At 61.0% G+C, this 14,878-nt stretch carries 15 protein-coding genes and 1 tRNA gene; 7 read left to right on the top strand and 9 right to left on the bottom strand.

All coding sequences use genetic code 11. The features are described 5' to 3' along the window. The first annotated feature begins 65 nt into the window (after window positions 1-65). The 4 genes from cpdR (at window position 66) to HOC_RS11835 (ending at window position 1,769) form a co-directional block, all read left to right on the top strand. On the top strand, window positions 66-425 hold the full coding sequence (gene cpdR, locus HOC_RS11850; RefSeq protein ID WP_034736245.1) for a cell cycle two-component system response regulator CpdR: 360 nt from the start codon (window positions 66-68) through the stop codon (window positions 423-425). Further along, entirely contained in the window at window positions 425-745 is a 321-nt protein-coding gene (locus tag HOC_RS11845) for a hypothetical protein (protein ID WP_035538832.1), read from the top strand. The genes cpdR and HOC_RS11845 overlap by 1 nt, the downstream gene beginning before the upstream one ends. Window positions 746-790: 45 nt before the next feature. Continuing rightward, window positions 791-865 (top strand) — tRNA-Val (locus HOC_RS11840). 130 nt (window positions 866-995) lie between these two features. Continuing rightward, entirely contained in the window at window positions 996-1,769 is a 774-nt protein-coding gene (locus HOC_RS11835) for an EAL domain-containing protein (protein WP_035538829.1), read from the top strand. An 8-nt stretch (window positions 1,770-1,777) separates the two neighbouring features. Here HOC_RS11835 and HOC_RS11830 read toward each other — a convergent pair whose 3' ends face one another. Together HOC_RS11830 and HOC_RS22830 are read right to left on the bottom strand one after the other, a co-directional pair. Next, window positions 1,778-2,668: a dienelactone hydrolase family protein gene (locus tag HOC_RS11830; RefSeq protein ID WP_035538826.1), complete on the bottom strand. Its 891-nt coding sequence runs from the start codon at window positions 2,666-2,668 to the stop codon at window positions 1,778-1,780. Between the two features lie 80 nt (window positions 2,669-2,748). Beyond that, window positions 2,749-3,516 (bottom strand): helix-turn-helix transcriptional regulator, encoded by a 768-nt coding sequence (locus HOC_RS22830; RefSeq protein ID WP_277813048.1) that lies wholly within the window; start codon window positions 3,514-3,516, stop codon window positions 2,749-2,751. A 107-nt stretch (window positions 3,517-3,623) separates the two neighbouring features. Here HOC_RS22830 and HOC_RS11820 point away from each other — a divergent pair, with 107 nt between their 5' ends. Then, window positions 3,624-4,811 carry an acyl-CoA dehydrogenase family protein gene (locus HOC_RS11820; RefSeq protein WP_035538824.1) on the top strand — a complete coding sequence of 396 codons (1,188 nt, stop codon included), beginning with the start codon at window positions 3,624-3,626 and terminating at the stop codon, window positions 4,809-4,811. A 108-nt stretch (window positions 4,812-4,919) separates the two neighbouring features. Continuing rightward, entirely contained in the window at window positions 4,920-7,463 is a 2,544-nt protein-coding gene (locus tag HOC_RS11815) for a TonB-dependent receptor (RefSeq protein WP_035538821.1), read from the top strand. A gap of 82 nt (window positions 7,464-7,545) precedes the next feature. Here the strand turns inward: HOC_RS11815 and HOC_RS11810 are convergent, their stop codons facing one another. The 5 genes from HOC_RS11810 to HOC_RS11790 are packed head-to-tail and all read right to left on the bottom strand — an operon-like array spanning window position 7,546 to window position 12,410. Continuing rightward, on the bottom strand, window positions 7,546-8,409 hold the full coding sequence (locus HOC_RS11810) for an enoyl-CoA hydratase-related protein (RefSeq protein ID WP_035538819.1): 864 nt from the start codon (window positions 8,407-8,409) through the stop codon (window positions 7,546-7,548). A gap of 18 nt (window positions 8,410-8,427) precedes the next feature. Further along, window positions 8,428-9,405, bottom strand: a complete 978-nt coding sequence (locus HOC_RS11805) for an NAD(P)H-dependent flavin oxidoreductase (protein ID WP_035538816.1) — start codon at window positions 9,403-9,405, stop codon at window positions 8,428-8,430. A 46-nt stretch (window positions 9,406-9,451) separates the two neighbouring features. Beyond that, window positions 9,452-10,240 carry a glutathione S-transferase family protein gene (locus HOC_RS11800; protein WP_035538814.1) on the bottom strand — a complete coding sequence of 263 codons (789 nt, stop codon included), beginning with the start codon at window positions 10,238-10,240 and terminating at the stop codon, window positions 9,452-9,454. Window positions 10,241-10,264: 24 nt separating this feature from the next. Then, window positions 10,265-11,470 (bottom strand): acyl-CoA dehydrogenase family protein, encoded by a 1,206-nt coding sequence (locus HOC_RS11795; RefSeq protein WP_035538812.1) that lies wholly within the window; start codon window positions 11,468-11,470, stop codon window positions 10,265-10,267. A gap of 19 nt (window positions 11,471-11,489) precedes the next feature. Beyond that, a complete protein-coding gene (locus HOC_RS11790) occupies window positions 11,490-12,410 on the bottom strand; it encodes an oxygenase MpaB family protein (RefSeq protein WP_035538811.1) in 921 nt (306 codons plus the stop codon). Between the two features lie 145 nt (window positions 12,411-12,555). On the opposite strand from HOC_RS11790, the gene HOC_RS11785 reads away from it, so the two are divergent. After that, window positions 12,556-13,296 carry a nucleoside/nucleotide kinase family protein gene (locus tag HOC_RS11785; RefSeq protein WP_051624816.1) on the top strand — a complete coding sequence of 247 codons (741 nt, stop codon included), beginning with the start codon at window positions 12,556-12,558 and terminating at the stop codon, window positions 13,294-13,296. Here the strand turns inward: HOC_RS11785 and HOC_RS11780 are convergent. Together HOC_RS11780 and HOC_RS11775 are read right to left on the bottom strand one after the other, a co-directional pair. Continuing rightward, a complete protein-coding gene (locus HOC_RS11780) occupies window positions 13,289-13,816 on the bottom strand; it encodes a VOC family protein (protein WP_035538809.1) in 528 nt (175 codons plus the stop codon). The genes HOC_RS11785 and HOC_RS11780 overlap by 8 nt on opposite strands. A gap of 4 nt (window positions 13,817-13,820) precedes the next feature. Continuing rightward, window positions 13,821-14,030: a SlyX family protein gene (locus HOC_RS11775; protein ID WP_035538807.1), complete on the bottom strand. Its 210-nt coding sequence runs from the start codon at window positions 14,028-14,030 to the stop codon at window positions 13,821-13,823. Between the last annotated feature and the right edge of the window lie 848 nt (window positions 14,031-14,878).

Here is a 14,878-nt window from a genome sequence, read left to right as displayed (position 1 = left end):
ACCGCTGATTTACCGGATAGGCTGTTTATGTCTTAAATCAATTACTGGCATCCAAGGGGGCGAGCGTGACCAAGATCCTTCTCGCAGAAGACGACGACTCAATGCGCACATTCCTGGCTGCAGCCCTGCGCCGGGCTGGCCATGAGATCCAGGACTATGCGGACGGCGAAACAGCCCTGCACGCGCTCGAGCGCGAAGTGTTTGACCTCTTGCTGACCGATATCGTCATGCCCGGCTTGGACGGCATCGAGCTTGCCCGTCGCGGCGCAGAGCTCGACCCGGCCATGAAGATTGTTTTCATTACGGGTTTTGCCGCTGTGGCGCTGTCTTCCAGCGCGCCGACGCCGGCCGGGGCGAAAGTCCTCTCCAAGCCGTTCCACCTGCGTGAGATTGTCGACGAAGTTGACAAGGTGATGGCTGCCTGATGGCCGGCGGTTCGTCCGACGAGCCGCCGAAGCTGATCAAATCCACTGTGACCGATACGGGGCGTCATTTCTTTGATGCGCCGGCACAAATGAGTATGGATGACTGTGTCATCCGGCTGATTGCGATGGACGGTATCGACATCGCCTCGCTGGTGCCGGCCGAGATAGGCCAATGGCTGGTTTTCCAGCTGGATGGCTACAGTTTCACGGCCAGCGACCCCCTCCGGGAGGTCTGGTTCTATGCCGACGACCCGGAAACACCTGAAGCGATACTGCAGAAAATCGCCCTTCACATAGTGACACCGTCAAACGCGTCTTGACGGCACGCCCCGAATTATCCATTACCCCTGCTTCCCGAATGGATCGGGCGGTTAGCTCAGTGGTAGAGCACTACGTTGACATCGTAGGGGTCACAAGTTCGAACCTTGTACCGCCCACCATTCCAAGCCGGTGCGCGCGTTCCGGATGTTACCTGATGCACGTTGGCCTGTAGAAGCGTTGCAGCCACACACATTTTCTTCATTTTAATCATGCGAAACTCTCCTGCTCTGATCTACGGGGGAAGTTACAATGACGACCGCATGCAATGGCTGCCACGATGGCGCCGGCTTTGACCTGCCGATCACGATGGCGTTCCAGCCGATTGCCGATACCAATGCGCGCAGCACGTTCGCATACGAAGCTCTGGTGCGCGGTGTTGATGGCATGGGCGCCGGGGAGGTTCTGGCCCACGTATCGGATTCCAACAGGTACGCATTTGACCAGCAATGCCGTACGACGGCGATCGAGATGGCAGCCGGACTGGACCTTGCAAAGTCCGGCACGCTCCTGTCGATCAATTTCCTGCCCAACGCCGTCTATGAGCCACGCGCCTGTATTCGCATGACGCTGGCCGCTGCGATGCGGACAGGCTTTCCGGTTCAGCAGATCATGTTTGAGTTCACCGAGGTGGAGCGTCTCGATTCAGCGCATATTCTCAACATCCTGCGCACCTACCGGTCCCTGGGCCTCAAGACGGCGATTGATGACTTTGGGGCAGGTTATGCCGGGCTTGGCCTTCTGGCCGACTTTCAGCCGGATTTCGTTAAGCTGGACATGGAGCTTATCCGCGACGTCGATAAGAATCGCGTGAAACAGGTCATCGTGCGCAATACGCTCAATATGCTCGATGATCTCGGCATAATTCCCATCTGCGAAGGCATCGAAACCGTCGGCGAGTACGAGATGCTGCGCGATCTCGGCGTCAATCTCATGCAGGGCTTTTTGTTTGCGCGGCCCGGTCTTGGTGTCTTGCCGACGGCTGAGTGGCCATCAGATGGAAACACCATCAGCCGGGTCATGTAACGGTCGAACTAAGCCAGCTTCGCCTTGAAGAAATTCATCGTCCGTGACCAGGCGAGCGTTGCCGCGTCCGCGTCATAGCGGGGCGTCGTGTCATTGTGGAATCCGTGGTTCACGCCGTCATAGATGAAGACCTGGTACTCGGCGTCATTGGCTTTGAGCGCGGCTTCATATTCCGGCCAGCCGGCATTCACGCGCTCGTCGAGGCCGGCGAGATGGATCATCAGCGGCACCTCGACCTTTGCGGCCTCTTCCTCGGTCGGCCAGCCGCCATAGAAGGGAGCTGAAGCTGACAGCCAGGGCTGGTTCACCGCCATCATGTTGGTCACGCTGCCGCCAAAGCAGAAGCCGACACAGGCGACCTTGCCATTGCATTCTGGATGGTCGCGCAAGGCCTCGGCGGCAGCCATGAAATCCTGGATCATCGCGTCGCGGTCGCGTGTCGCCTGCATCTCGCGGCCATCGTCATCGTTTCCGGGATAGCCACCGAGCGGGTAGAGCGCGTCCGGGGCAAGAGCGATATAGCCCTCAAGCGCCGTACGCCGGGCGACATCCTTGATATAGGGATTGAGGCCCCGGTTCTCATGAACGACAATCACGCCGGGCCGCTTGGCAGGCCCCTTCTTGAGGCGCACCAGATCGCCCGCCATGTCGCCTGCGCCATTGGGTGAATTATACTGGAAGGTCTCGACGCTCAGGCGCGCGTCATCCGCCGACGTCTGCAAAGTGCCCTCGTAATCCGGCATGACGCAGGCGGCCAGCATCGACACGCTGAGCCCGCCAACGGCATACTTGCCGAGCCTGTCGAAGAAGTCCCGCCGCGACATCGCGCCATGGCAATAGCCATCATAAAGGTCGAGCACGCCCTGGGGCACAGGCTGGTTGTGTGGCAGTCGGGTCATGGCGCGTTTCCTCTTGTCGGGTTCATGGGCGATGATAGGCCGCAATTCCGGTCGGGAAACCCCGCTCCGCAAATTGTGTTTCAGCTCGCACTGCCGCCGATATAACCAAGCGTCGTCGCGCGATGGACGGCCTGCGACCGGCCGGAGACGCCGAGCTTCCGGCTCGAATTGGTAATGTGGAACCGCACCGTCGGTTGGGAAATGCCGATAATGGTCGCGATCTCATGGTCGGTCTTGCCGGCGGCGGCCCATTTCAGGCACTGGATTTCGCGGCGCGTGAGGGCGACGGCGAGGTCAGTCGGCCCGGCGCCCCTGAACTCGTGATAGGTGGCAATGAACTTCAAAGTCAGGACGTGGATCTCGGCGGCCCGAGCGTCGAACACGTTCCGGATTGGGAAACCCTTCTCGGGTGTTGCCCACACGATGGCGCCAATCACGCCAGACGGAAGATGGCAGGGTGAAATGATTGCGGCCCCGACACTATAGTCCTCGGCCCGCATCGTCTTGGCCAGGCCGTCCAGGGCCGCAATATGGCGCCAGCTGCCAATTTGCTTGTCGGCATGGAAGAACGGCTCGGCGCAGGTCCGTGCCCCGCGCACATAGCCAGACCTCAGCGCAAAGGCGCGGTCTTTCCAATAGGCCAGTTCGGGGTCTATCCAGCGAAACAGCGTTTCGGCGAGCGGACGGCCGGTCGGGTCGCACATGGGTTCCGGGCTGCCAATATCGGCACTGACGGCAATGTAGGGCAGGCCAATGTCCTCGCCCAGCGCAGCAACCTCGCGGGCGAGGCGCATGGCTTGGGCGCCAGCGTCTCCGGGAGCATCCTGCGTGTCGGCAAAATCCGTCAATAAATAAACCCTATCAAATAGAGCAGGTTGCATGATCAGGCCGTATACTGTCAGCTTACCTGATAAGCGGACGCGGCATCGGAGTCGTGCAAACCCGGAGGCCCAAAATGAACCTCGATCTCACAACTGAGGATAGTGAATTTCGTTCGCAAGTGCGAGCGTTCCTTCGCGACAACCTGACCGAAGAACTGGCAGATGCCGGGCGATTGGTCACGAGTGTGTTCATCGAGCCGCAGTTCAGCCTGCCCTGGCAAAAAATCCTGCATGCCCAGGGCTGGGCCGCGCCCGCCTGGCCCGTGGAGTATGGTGGCACGGGCTGGACCGAGATGCAGCGCTATATCTTTGCCTCTGAGTGCGCGCGGGCAGGGGCGCCGTCCCTTTCGCCCATGGGGCTCGCCATGGTCGGCCCCTGCATCATCGGGCACGGCACGCCCGAGCAGAAGGCCTATTACCTACCGCGCATACTCGCTGGTGAGGACTATTGGTGCCAGGGCTATTCCGAGCCGGGTTCAGGCTCCGATCTCGCCAGCCTCAGCCTGAAGGCGACGTCCGACGGCGACGACTATATCCTCAACGGCACCAAAATCTGGACCACGCACGCCCACCACGCGAACATGATGTTCTGCCTCGTGCGCACGCGGTTCGATGGCAAGCCGCAGGAAGGCATCACTTTCCTCCTGCTCGACATGACCCTGCCGGGCATCAAAGTCGATCCGATCATCACGCTGGCGGGTGAGCATGAGGTCAATCAGGTTTTCTTTGATGATGTACGCGTGCCCAAGGCCGGGCGCCTCGGCGCCGAAAATGATGGCTGGACCGTCGCCAAATACCTGCTCGAGTTCGAGCGGGGCGGCGGCTCGTCCGCTGGCCTCGAAGCCAGTGTCGGCCGCATTCGCGCGCTTGCTCAGCGCGATGGCCTGCTGGCATCCGATCCGGGCTTTACCAGCCGTTTGGCAGCAGCCGAGATTGGCCTCGAAGCCATCAAGATCACCGAGCAGCGTGTCTCTTCCGCGCTGTCCAGCGGCGGAAACCCCGGCCCTGCGGCCTCCATGCTCAAGGTCCAGCGCACCGAGATGATGCAGCGGATCGACACGCTTGGGGTCGAGGCGGGCGGCACCTATGCATGTGTCGAGCAGTTGGATGCGCGCCAGCCGGGCAGCAATATTGACGCTGTCGGTCCGTCTGACCGCGTGACGCTTGTGCCACGTTACCTCAACAATCGGGCGGCCTCCATCTATGGCGGCTCGAACGAGGTCCAGCGCAACATCATGGCCAAGATGGTGCTGGGGCTGTGAGCCGACCCTGTCACTTCCGATAGCTTGTTGATTGTCCAATAATTACTGACTGTCCCGCTCAATGGACAGCTCCCGCCAAGAGGAGGCTGCCGGGAGGAGATAAATCAGATGACCCAGACACCCCGAATCCGCCGTTATGCCATGTTGGGCGCCTCGCTTTTCGCGCTGGCCTCGCAGATGCCAGCCATGGCGCAGGAAACCGACGCTGCACCGGCGGCACCTGCCGAGACGCCCGCTGACAGCTCGCTGAAGCTTGGCTCGATCGTCGTGACCGCGCAGCGCCGCGAAGAATCCATCAATGACGTGCCGATGAGTATTCAGGCCTTCGGCGAAGACACGCTGGATGCCCTGCGCGTCGACAGTGTCGACGACCTCCAGAATGTCGTGCCGAGCTTCTCTGTCTCGCAGAGCTATCAGGGCGTGCCGACCTACACGCTGCGCGGCATCGGCTTCAACACGATCAACGTCTCGGCCACCTCCACGGTCGGTACTTATGTTGACGAAGTGGCCTATCCCTATCCGTTCATGAACTCGGGCCCTGTGTTCGACATTCAGCGCGTCGAAGTGCTGAAAGGACCGCAAGGCACCCTGTTTGGCCGCAACACGACGGCCGGCCTGATCAATATGGTCACCAACAAGCCCTCCGACCAGTTCGAAGGGTCTGTCAGTGCCGATGTCGGCAACTATGACACCTGGAACATAGAAGGCATGCTCAACGTGCCGCTGTCCGAGCGCGCGCAGGCCCGCTTCGCCATCCGAAGCGAAAACAGCGACGAAGGCTGGCAAAAGTCGATCACGCGCGGTGAAGATCGCGGCACGAAAGACAAGCTCGGCTTCCGCGCCGCGCTGGCCCTGCAGCCAACCGACAGCCTCGACATCGACGTTTCCTATAATGGCTGGCGCAACAAGTCCGACACGATCGGTGGTCAGGCCATCGCGCTGACACCGAACACCGATCCGACTTTCGTGGTTCCCGGCACCGGCGGCCCGTCCACCACCTCGCTCTTCAATGCGGTTGATCCGGTCACCGGGCTCAGCCTCGTTGACTTCGTCAATAATAACTTCCCGACCAATGCGGAACAGACCGACTGGGCACCAAATTACGCTCGCACAACGGACGGCATCGGTGTTAACGGCATTGATGGTCCACTGGAAGAGGACTCCAAGTTTGACGCCCTTAAGCTCGGTGTCCGCTATGGCTTCGACAATGGCCTCAACCTTGTTTCGCTGACCGGCTACAACAAGCTGGACCGCGAGGCCGTGCTGGACTTCTCATCCGCGCCCTTCGCGGTCCTGCTCCAGGATGTCGATGCCGAGATCAAATCCTTCAGCCAGGAACTGCGTCTGGAAGGCGAGACCGGCAAGGCCAACTGGCTCGTCGGCGCCTATTACGGCAAGGACGAAACCTCGGATACGAACCGCACGCTCCTGCTCGACAATGCTAACTCCAGCTATGTCGCAACCATCGCTGCCACGCTTGCGGCCTCGCCCCTGAACGTGGATCCGGAAACCGGCGTGCCCTACACGGTGGCCGAGCTTCTGAACTCGTTCCAGACCTATCGGGACACTGGCGAATTCGAGACGAAAACCTGGAGCATCTTTGCTAACGCCGACTGGGAGCTGACGCCTGAATTCACGCTCACGACAGGCATCCGCTACACTGAAGACACGCAGGACTATGTCGGCTGCTCGGGCGACGTGAACGGCTCGATGCAGCCGAACGTCAACGTCTTCAATCGCACCTATTTCGCGCTGATCTACGGGACGGCTCCAGCCGCGCCACTGCTCGAAAACGGCTGCAACACGTTTGACGTCGCAACCAACTCCTTCGGCCCGGTCGCGTCTTCAACCAAGGAAGACAACGTCTCCTGGCGCATCGTTGGCAATTGGACACCGACTGACAACCTCGTGCTCTTTGCTTCGGCAACGCAGGGCTACAAGTCGGCCTCCACGCCTGTGAACGCGGCGTCCAAGTCCGAACAGAACGCCCCTGCAACGCAGGAAGGCCTGCTCGCCTATGAAGTCGGCTTCAAGGCCAGCTTGCTCGACCAGCGCATGCAGGCCAACGCGGCGCTCTTCTATTACGACTATGAAGACAAGCAGATCTCGGCCTTCTTCGCCGACCCGATCTACAAGGCGCTCGCCCGTCTTCAGAACGTGCCAACCGCTGAAGCCTACGGTCTCGATGCAGAAGTCACCTACCTGATCAGTGAAGAGCTGACGGCGATGGGTGGCCTCACGCTTCTGCACACCGAGATCGGCGACTTCGACACGGTCGACAGCTTCGGCCTGCCGACAAACCGTCAGGGCGATCCCTTCCTCTACAGTCCTGAATCCGTTGTCAGCCTCGCGCTGCTCTATGATCGTCCGGTCACGACGGACCTGGGCCTGCGTGCATCGCTCAGTGGTCGCTGGCAGAGCGAGTCGACAGCTGGTCAGCCAAATGACCCGCTCTACGACATCGACTCCTATGGTCTGCTCAACGGGTCGATCGGCGTCTATTCCATCGACCAGAACTGGGAAGTTTCGGTCTGGGGCAAGAACCTGACCGACGAGTATTACTGGCAGCAGATCACGACAAACGCGAACGTCGTCATGCGCTTTGCAGGCATGCCACGGACTTATGGTGCCTCCCTCACGTACCGGTTCTAGAACCGAAAAGTGTTTCCTCCCCTCGGGCACCGCGGCCGCGATCCTTCTGGATCGCGGCCGTTTTTTTAGGGCAGGGGAGGCGTCAGGTACGCTCCCACCAGGGATAGCCTTCCGGCATGTCGGTGGAGATCTTTCCGGGAAAATTAGGCGCGCGTTTTTCGAGGAACGATCCGACGCCCTCTTTCACATCGGGCGATGAGCCGAGCGTCAGCGCAAATTGTCCGTCCACTTTCAGCAATTCGAACGGATCACCTGTCGGCCCGAAGCGCCAGAGCAGCTGGCGCACCAGCGCGACAGAGACCGGCGCTGTGTTGCGGGCAATCTCGTCCACAATGCGCTTGGCAGCCGGCAACAGCTCCTCCGGCGGATGGATCTCGCTGATCAGGCCGCCGGCCAGCGCTTCCTCCGCATCGAACACGCGGCCCGTCATGCACCAGCGCAGCGCCTGCGGCAGACCGACCAGCTGGGGCAGGAACCACGCGCTGCCCGCTTCCGGCGGCAGGCCGCGCTGCGCAAACACGAAGCCGAACTTGGCTTTCTCCGAGGCGATCTTGATATCGGTCGGCAAGGCCAGCGTCAGGCCAACGCCGACAGCCGCGCCATTGAAAGCGGCAATCACGGGCTTGCGGCAATTATAGAGCGCGCCGATGAAACCAGCCCCGTCGCGCTTCTTGCCGGGCTCTGACGCGCCGAAATTCTTCGCGCCCGTGCCGCTCTTCGTATCGAACGCATCGGCACCATCGGAAATGTCGGCGCCCGCACAGAAGTGGCGGCCCGCACCCGTCAGGATGATGCCGCGCACCTCATCGTCAGCGTCGCACGCATATACCGCATCGGCCAGCTCCTGGCCAAGTTGCGCGGTGAACGCGTTCAGCTTTTCCGGACGGTTAAGGGTTATGATGGCCGCCGGGCCATCCTTTTCCAAAAGGATCTGCTCGTAGGCCATCACATATCCTCCTGAGGTTTATCTGGTCGTGGCGGCGAGGCGCGAATTGATGATTGCGTTGGCATCCGCGATGATGCTGTCGATCAGTTCTTTCACGGTTGGGATATCGTCGATCAGGCCCTGCACCATGCCGGCCGACCAGATGCCGCCATCCGCGTCGCCCTCGGCCATGGCCTTGCGCCCACGTGCACCGGCTACGAGGTGCACAACATCCTCGAACTTGGCGCCGCCCTTGCGTTCGATCTCAACCACTTCGTCGCTGACCGCATTCTTCATCACGCGCGCCGTATTGTGCAGCGTGCGGAAAATCAGGTTCGTGTCGCGTTCATTATTGGCCACCATCTGGGCCTTGAAGCTGTCATGGATCGGCGCTTCCTTGGTCACGCAAAAGCGCGTGCCCATGTTGATGCCGTCAGCACCGAGGGCCAGCGCAGCGACAAGTCCGCGCCCGTCGGCAAAGCCGCCGGAAGCCAGCATCGGCACCTTCACCTTGTTGGCCGCTGCCGGGATCAGGATCAGGCCGGGGATGTCATCCTCGCCCGGGTGGCCAGCGCACTCGAAGCCGTCAATCGAGATGGCGTCAGCGCCCATGCGTTCCGCCGACAGCGCGTGGCGCACGGCGGTACATTTGTGGATCACCTTGATGCCATGCTGCTTGAAGTGATCGATATGTTCCTGCGGCTTGTAGCCTGCCGTCTCGACAATCTTGATGCCGCCTTCGATGATCGCTTGGCGATATTCTGCATAAGGCGGCGGCGTGATGGCGGGCAGGATGGTCAGGTTCACGCCGAACGGCTTGTCGGTCATCTCCTTGGTGCGGGCGATTTCCTTGGCGAGGTCCTCCGGCGTCGGCTGCGTCAGCGCCGTCAGGAAGCCAAGCGCGCCGGCCTCGGCCACGGGCGCAACCATTTCGGCATAGCCCACCCATTGCATGCCGCCCTGAACAATCGGGTGCTCGATACCGAACATCTCGGTGAAACGTGTCTTGATGTGCATTCTTGTTGTCTCCCTTTGCCGCCACGAGCGGTCCGTGTTGTGTGTCTCAGGTATCCCAGTGATCGGTGAAGCGTATGGTCTGCTTTTCGATGCCGTCCCGCACAATGTCCATGCCGCCGGACCTGATCATCCATTCCAGCCTGTGATCGCGGTACTGGCGCTTGAACAGGCCGGATTCGACCGCCGCGCTGACCATCTGCATGCCGGTAATCGACGCGCGCGATTCCGCGTCTGTCTGACTAACGCTCTCGCGCGCATTGGCGCGGGCAATCCATGCAGCGAGCGGCGAGCCTTCGGCAGGCTTGTAGCCGAAACCGTCAGCGGCATTGAGATAGGGAATGACGCTAAGGTCGCCCCGGCCAAATTCATGCCCGCTGAACCAGTCATTGTCGCCCAGCTCTTTTTCCAGCCAGGTCATGAAGCCCGCAATCTGACGGCTTGCCTGCGCTTCGATCGTCTTGCGCATTTCGTCATTGCCGCGCTTGAAGAAATGCAACTCGCCGAGGCCCCATGTGATCGCCTCGAAATGCGTGTCCATCACGTCTTCGATCTGGCGCATGCGGGCGCGCTCTTCAGGCGCATTCGGCATAAGCGAAGGCTCTGGCCACTTGTCGTCGATATATTCGAGGATCACGGTGGAATCGAACAGCGCGACATCGTCATCGATCAGGGCAGGCACTTCGCGGCGTGGGTTGGCATCGGCAAATTCGCCCTTTGTATGCCCGGCGCCAATGCCTTCCGGCATGCGCACCTCGAATTCGAGGCCCTTTTCGCGCAGGGCAATTTTGACCTTCTGCGCATAGGGCGACAGCGGATGTTCATAAAGGACGAGCATACGGTTTAGTGCTCCGTTAGGTGATCAAAGCCCGAGCTGGGCCTTGGCAAGGATGTTGCGCTGGATTTCGTTCGAGCCGGCATAGATCGAACCTGCCCGGTCGTTCAGGTATTTGGCAGACACGGTCACGGCGCTTTCAGGCCCGACAAGCGCGCCCGAGTTCGATGGTGCGTTGACCACTTCGCCGCCGGGATTGGTGTGGTGAGGCTGGAAGGGTTCGACCCAGTTGCCGGCAATCTCGAGCGCAAGCTCCGTCAGGCGCTGGCTGAGTTCCGTGCCTTTGATCTTCATCATCGAGGCCTTGAGGCCCGGTGTGCCGCCGCCCGACAGTTCCGACATCATCATCAGCTCGGCCGCTTCGAGCGCCGAGGCATCCGCTTCCGCCTGAGAGAGCTTCGCCAACATGTCCGGCCCCGTGCCGGCCTCCACCGCATGCATGCGCAGCGACGCAACCCGTGCCTTCAGGCGGGGGCCGTAGCTTGATCCGCCGCGCTCGAACTCGAGCAGGTATTTCGCGACCGTCCAGCCCTCGTTGACCTTGCCGATCACATTGGCCTTCGGCACGCGCACATCATCGAAGAAGATCGCGTTCTGGATATGCTCGCCGGATGTCATGATGATTGGGTCGACGCGCACGCCTGGCGTCGTCATGTCGATCAGCAGGAAGGTGATGCCCTGTTGCGGCTTGCCGCTGGCATCTGTGCGCACCAGGCAGAAACACATGTTGGCTTCATGGGCATGCGTCGTCCAGATCTTCGAGCCATTGCAGATGAAGGCGTCGCCATCATCCTTGGCCGACATGGTCAGCGAGGCGAGGTCAGACCCTGCATGCGGCTCGGAATAGCCCTGGCACCAGAAATCCTCGCCGGAGAGGATACGCGGCAGGTAATGGTCTTTCTGTTCCTTCGTGCCATGGCCGATCAAAGCCGGGCCGCACATGGCAATGCCCATCGGCGAGAGGGGCGGGGCGCCCGCGCGGGCCATCTCCACGTCGAAGATATATTTCTGCGCCACGGTCCAGTCGCAGCCGCCATATTCAACGGGCCAGCCGGGCGCGGCCCAGCCCTGTTTGACAAGAATGGCCTGCCAGGCGAGGGCCGTTTCCTTGTCAGAATAGACGCTCGTCATCCGCGCTGCATAGGCGCGCAGGTCTGCCGTCAGTTCGCGGTCGAGGAACGCGCGCACCTCGTCACGAAAGGCCTCTTCTTCGGGAAGAAATTCCAGATTCACTTTGCCGCTCCTCCGGGGATCAGTGCGCCAGTGAAGCCGCCCGTCCCTCTTGTATTGTGTGGCGTATACTTGCCTGTTTCTCAGGGCTCTTCCATAGAAATGTGGCAGGAAGACCCAGCCTGACGCAAGCTTGACCCGCGGGACTTGCAGGCAAAGGCAGACGTTCCGCAAGGGCACCCATGGCCTTCACCGTCGCGACTCCCTTGGGCCGCAGGTCATAGTCCGCCCCAAGCTCCAGCCGGTCGCGCACGTCCACAGGCAGGATCGACACCGCCGCATTCACGACCGCGCTTTGCAGGCCTTTTGGCACGCCTTTGGCGGCGCGGCCGGACTTCATGATATCGAGGAATTCGGTATTGATCGGGTGCGGCTCGAAGCGCGGCATCAGTTTTGCCAGCATCGCATGAAAGTCTGCCTCGCTGCGCAGCGGATTCTGCACGCCATAGAGCCGCGCCACCGCCTCGCCCTCTTCATAGAAGCGCGTCTTGTCGGCATCCGACAGCGGCGCCACAAACCGGTCATAGGCGGTCAGGAAGCCATAGGTCGCCGTCGCGCTCACCCAGTCGAGCAGCTCCACATCCAGCGCTGAATAGGCTTCGCCAGACGGTGTTTCGCCTTTCACCTGAGTGTGCATGTTCGTGACACCCTGGATAACCCGGCGCGCCGCGCTCTGCGGTCCGTAAACGCCCACCATGGCGGCCATGCCGGTGCGCTTGGATCGCCCGACCGGGTCCGTCTTGAACGTGGAATGGTCCCACACGCCGGACCGTATGCGCGCATCGGCAAATTCCAGCAGCACGGCGGCAATGCCGCCCACGCCCAGCGCAATCGGGTTTTTGAACACGCGCCATGATACGGAGTCCGGCCCCGCATAGGCGGGCTCGCCTGTAGGCTGCAGGAAATCCACTTTCCATCCGAGATATGTTTTCATGCCCAGCATCGTAGGCTGTCCTTCCCCCGTCCGGTACCTCTTCAATCTAACAGGGGGAGGGGGCGCCACCAAGCGGGTCCGTCCGGGCCGTTTTCCCGTTGGTTCCTTGGCGCTCCACCGCTAAGCTGTGCGCGCAAGCTAGGGAACTGACTGCATGGACCGCGACGTGATCATCCATCAAGGCGCCGGCATTGCCGCGCTGGCCGAACGCCTCGCCGAGCTACAGTCCAGTGCTGCCGCCCGCATCGTCGGCCTCACCGGCTCGGTCGCCGCCGGCAAGACCACGCTCGCCCGCGACGTGGCTGACGCGCTCAACCCGCCGCTCAGCGTCGAGACCGTCTCGACCGACGGCTTCCTCTTCCCGAACGCCGTGCTGGAACCGCAGGGCCTGCTCATGCGCAAGGGCTTCCCGGAAACCTTTGACCGCGATGGCTTTACCAATGCGCTCGTCAGCATAAGGCAAGGGGCGGCCGCGTTCCCGGCCCACAGCCACGACATCTATGACATCGACCCCGCCCTGACGCGCACTGTGCAGTTGCCGGACATGCTCATCCTGGAAGGCCTCGGCTTCCAGCCGCCAACCCGTCCCGAGCGCCCGGACGGCGAGCCGGACGTGCTGGTCTATCTGGACGCCTCCGAGGCCGATCTTGAATTCTGGTATGTCGAACGCTTCGTCGGCTTCTGGAACGCGGCGCGAACCGACCCAAGCTCCTTCTACGCCCAATGGCTCCACATGAGCGAAACAGAGCTGCGCGCCTTCGCAAAGACCGTCTGGGACGGCGTCAACCTGCCGAACCTGCGCGACCATATCCATCCGCTGAAAGCCCACGCCGATATCGTCGTGCACAAGGCGCGCGATCACACAGTCGAAATTGCGGAAGATCGGATCAGCTGAACGTGCGGATCGGGTTCGTCCCGTCCCAGCCTTCGGCCTGCTTGCGGATATAGGCAAAGGTCTTGCCCTTGGCGCCGCTGATATCGGAAATCTCGACCACGGTGCCGGGATGGGCCTCGGTATCGAAATAGGCAAACCGGCCCTTCTCGCCGCCGATCTGCCCCTCATGGCCCACTGTGTAACCAAGCCCAAGGGCCTTGTCGTAGAGGCCCTGATAATCCTCGGTCCAGTAGGACATGTGCTGCAGCCCCTCACGGCCCGCATCGAGAAAGTCCTTGTACATCGACGGCGCGTCATTGCGCTGCTGGATCAGTTCGATCTGCAGGTCGCCGGAATTGGCGAGCGCAATGCTCATCTTCACGTCGGAGGCCACGCCGCGATAGGTGAACCAGTCGGTCTTCACGTCTTCAATATAGAACCAGGGGCCAACGCCCATCACCTCGATCCAGTGTTTCATCGCCGCTTCGATATCGCGCACGACATAGCCGTTCTGGCAGACTTTCCCGAAAATGCGGCTCATCGCGTCACCAGTGCGGCGGGGGCGGCTCGTCGCCCTGCGTGGGCCGCTCGGCCTGTCCCATGTTGGCGAACTGCTCGGTCAGCCGCGCCATTTGCCGCGTCAGCCGGTCGATCTCTTTCCACTGCGCAATCACCGTCTTGTTCAGATCGTCGATCACCTCATCCTGATGGGCGACGCGGATTTCAAGCGTGTCGATGCGGGCTGTATCTGTCATCCCCTGCTCATAGCTGCCGGGCGCCCTGCCTGCAAATACATTGATCACGGCAAAGACGCTGGACGCGCCCCCATCCCCCGCACTAAACGGGGCCGCATGACCGACTACCGCTTCTCCGTGGCCCCCATGATGGATGGCATAAAAAACATAGGTAAAACAATATATTACAAGCTTGCGTGTGCGCTACGTGTGCAGCCTCAAGCGCGTGTTGTTCGTTCATTTCGGCAATCGGGTTGTTGGTTCTGCTCTGCTATCCAAACCGAATTGGGATCGTCCATTCGTCTAGTTTGGGCATCGGTTGCGTAGGGGCTTCGGATACCCAGATCGCTTTGCGGTATGTCAATTGAGAACAGCGTTGGTTCCAGCCAAGTCAGGCGGACGTGTTACGATGTGGTGTGAAAAGTCGGGAAATTGATCGCCGTTCTTGGCTGACGCAGCAAGTAGCTTGCGTAAGGCTGGCCGACGTCCACAGATCGGCTTAGTCGACACCTGATGAGACGGCTGTTTGGCCGCTCTCGCGGTCCAGAACGGTCTGTTTGCAGGCAAGGTAGCGATACTTCCTGCCAGCGCCGCCAGCGCGAATTCGCGATACCGGATAATTTCCACATTCGGTGCGTATAGCCGCTCGCTCAAAATCTGTCAGAGGCTTGGTGCTGCCTGCAATTGTGGCACACCCACTGATCCCGGCACCAAGGCCGACCCATGTCGCGAGCAAAAGCAGCGTCGTTCGCCATTGTGACGCCGACGCGTGAAACAGTTTCCTGCGAACTCTGATCATGCCTCTGCTTCCTTTCGCTCTTTGAATGCAAGAAGCCGCAGCGCATTGAGTGCAACGATCAGGGTTGATC

The sequence above is a fragment of the Hyphomonas oceanitis SCH89 genome, assembly GCF_000685295.1.
In the GTDB taxonomy this organism is placed as follows: domain Bacteria; phylum Pseudomonadota; class Alphaproteobacteria; order Caulobacterales; family Hyphomonadaceae; genus Hyphomonas; species Hyphomonas oceanitis.
The sequence above is the reverse complement of the archived record's forward strand: the minus strand, read 5'-3'. Positions and strand labels throughout refer to the sequence as shown.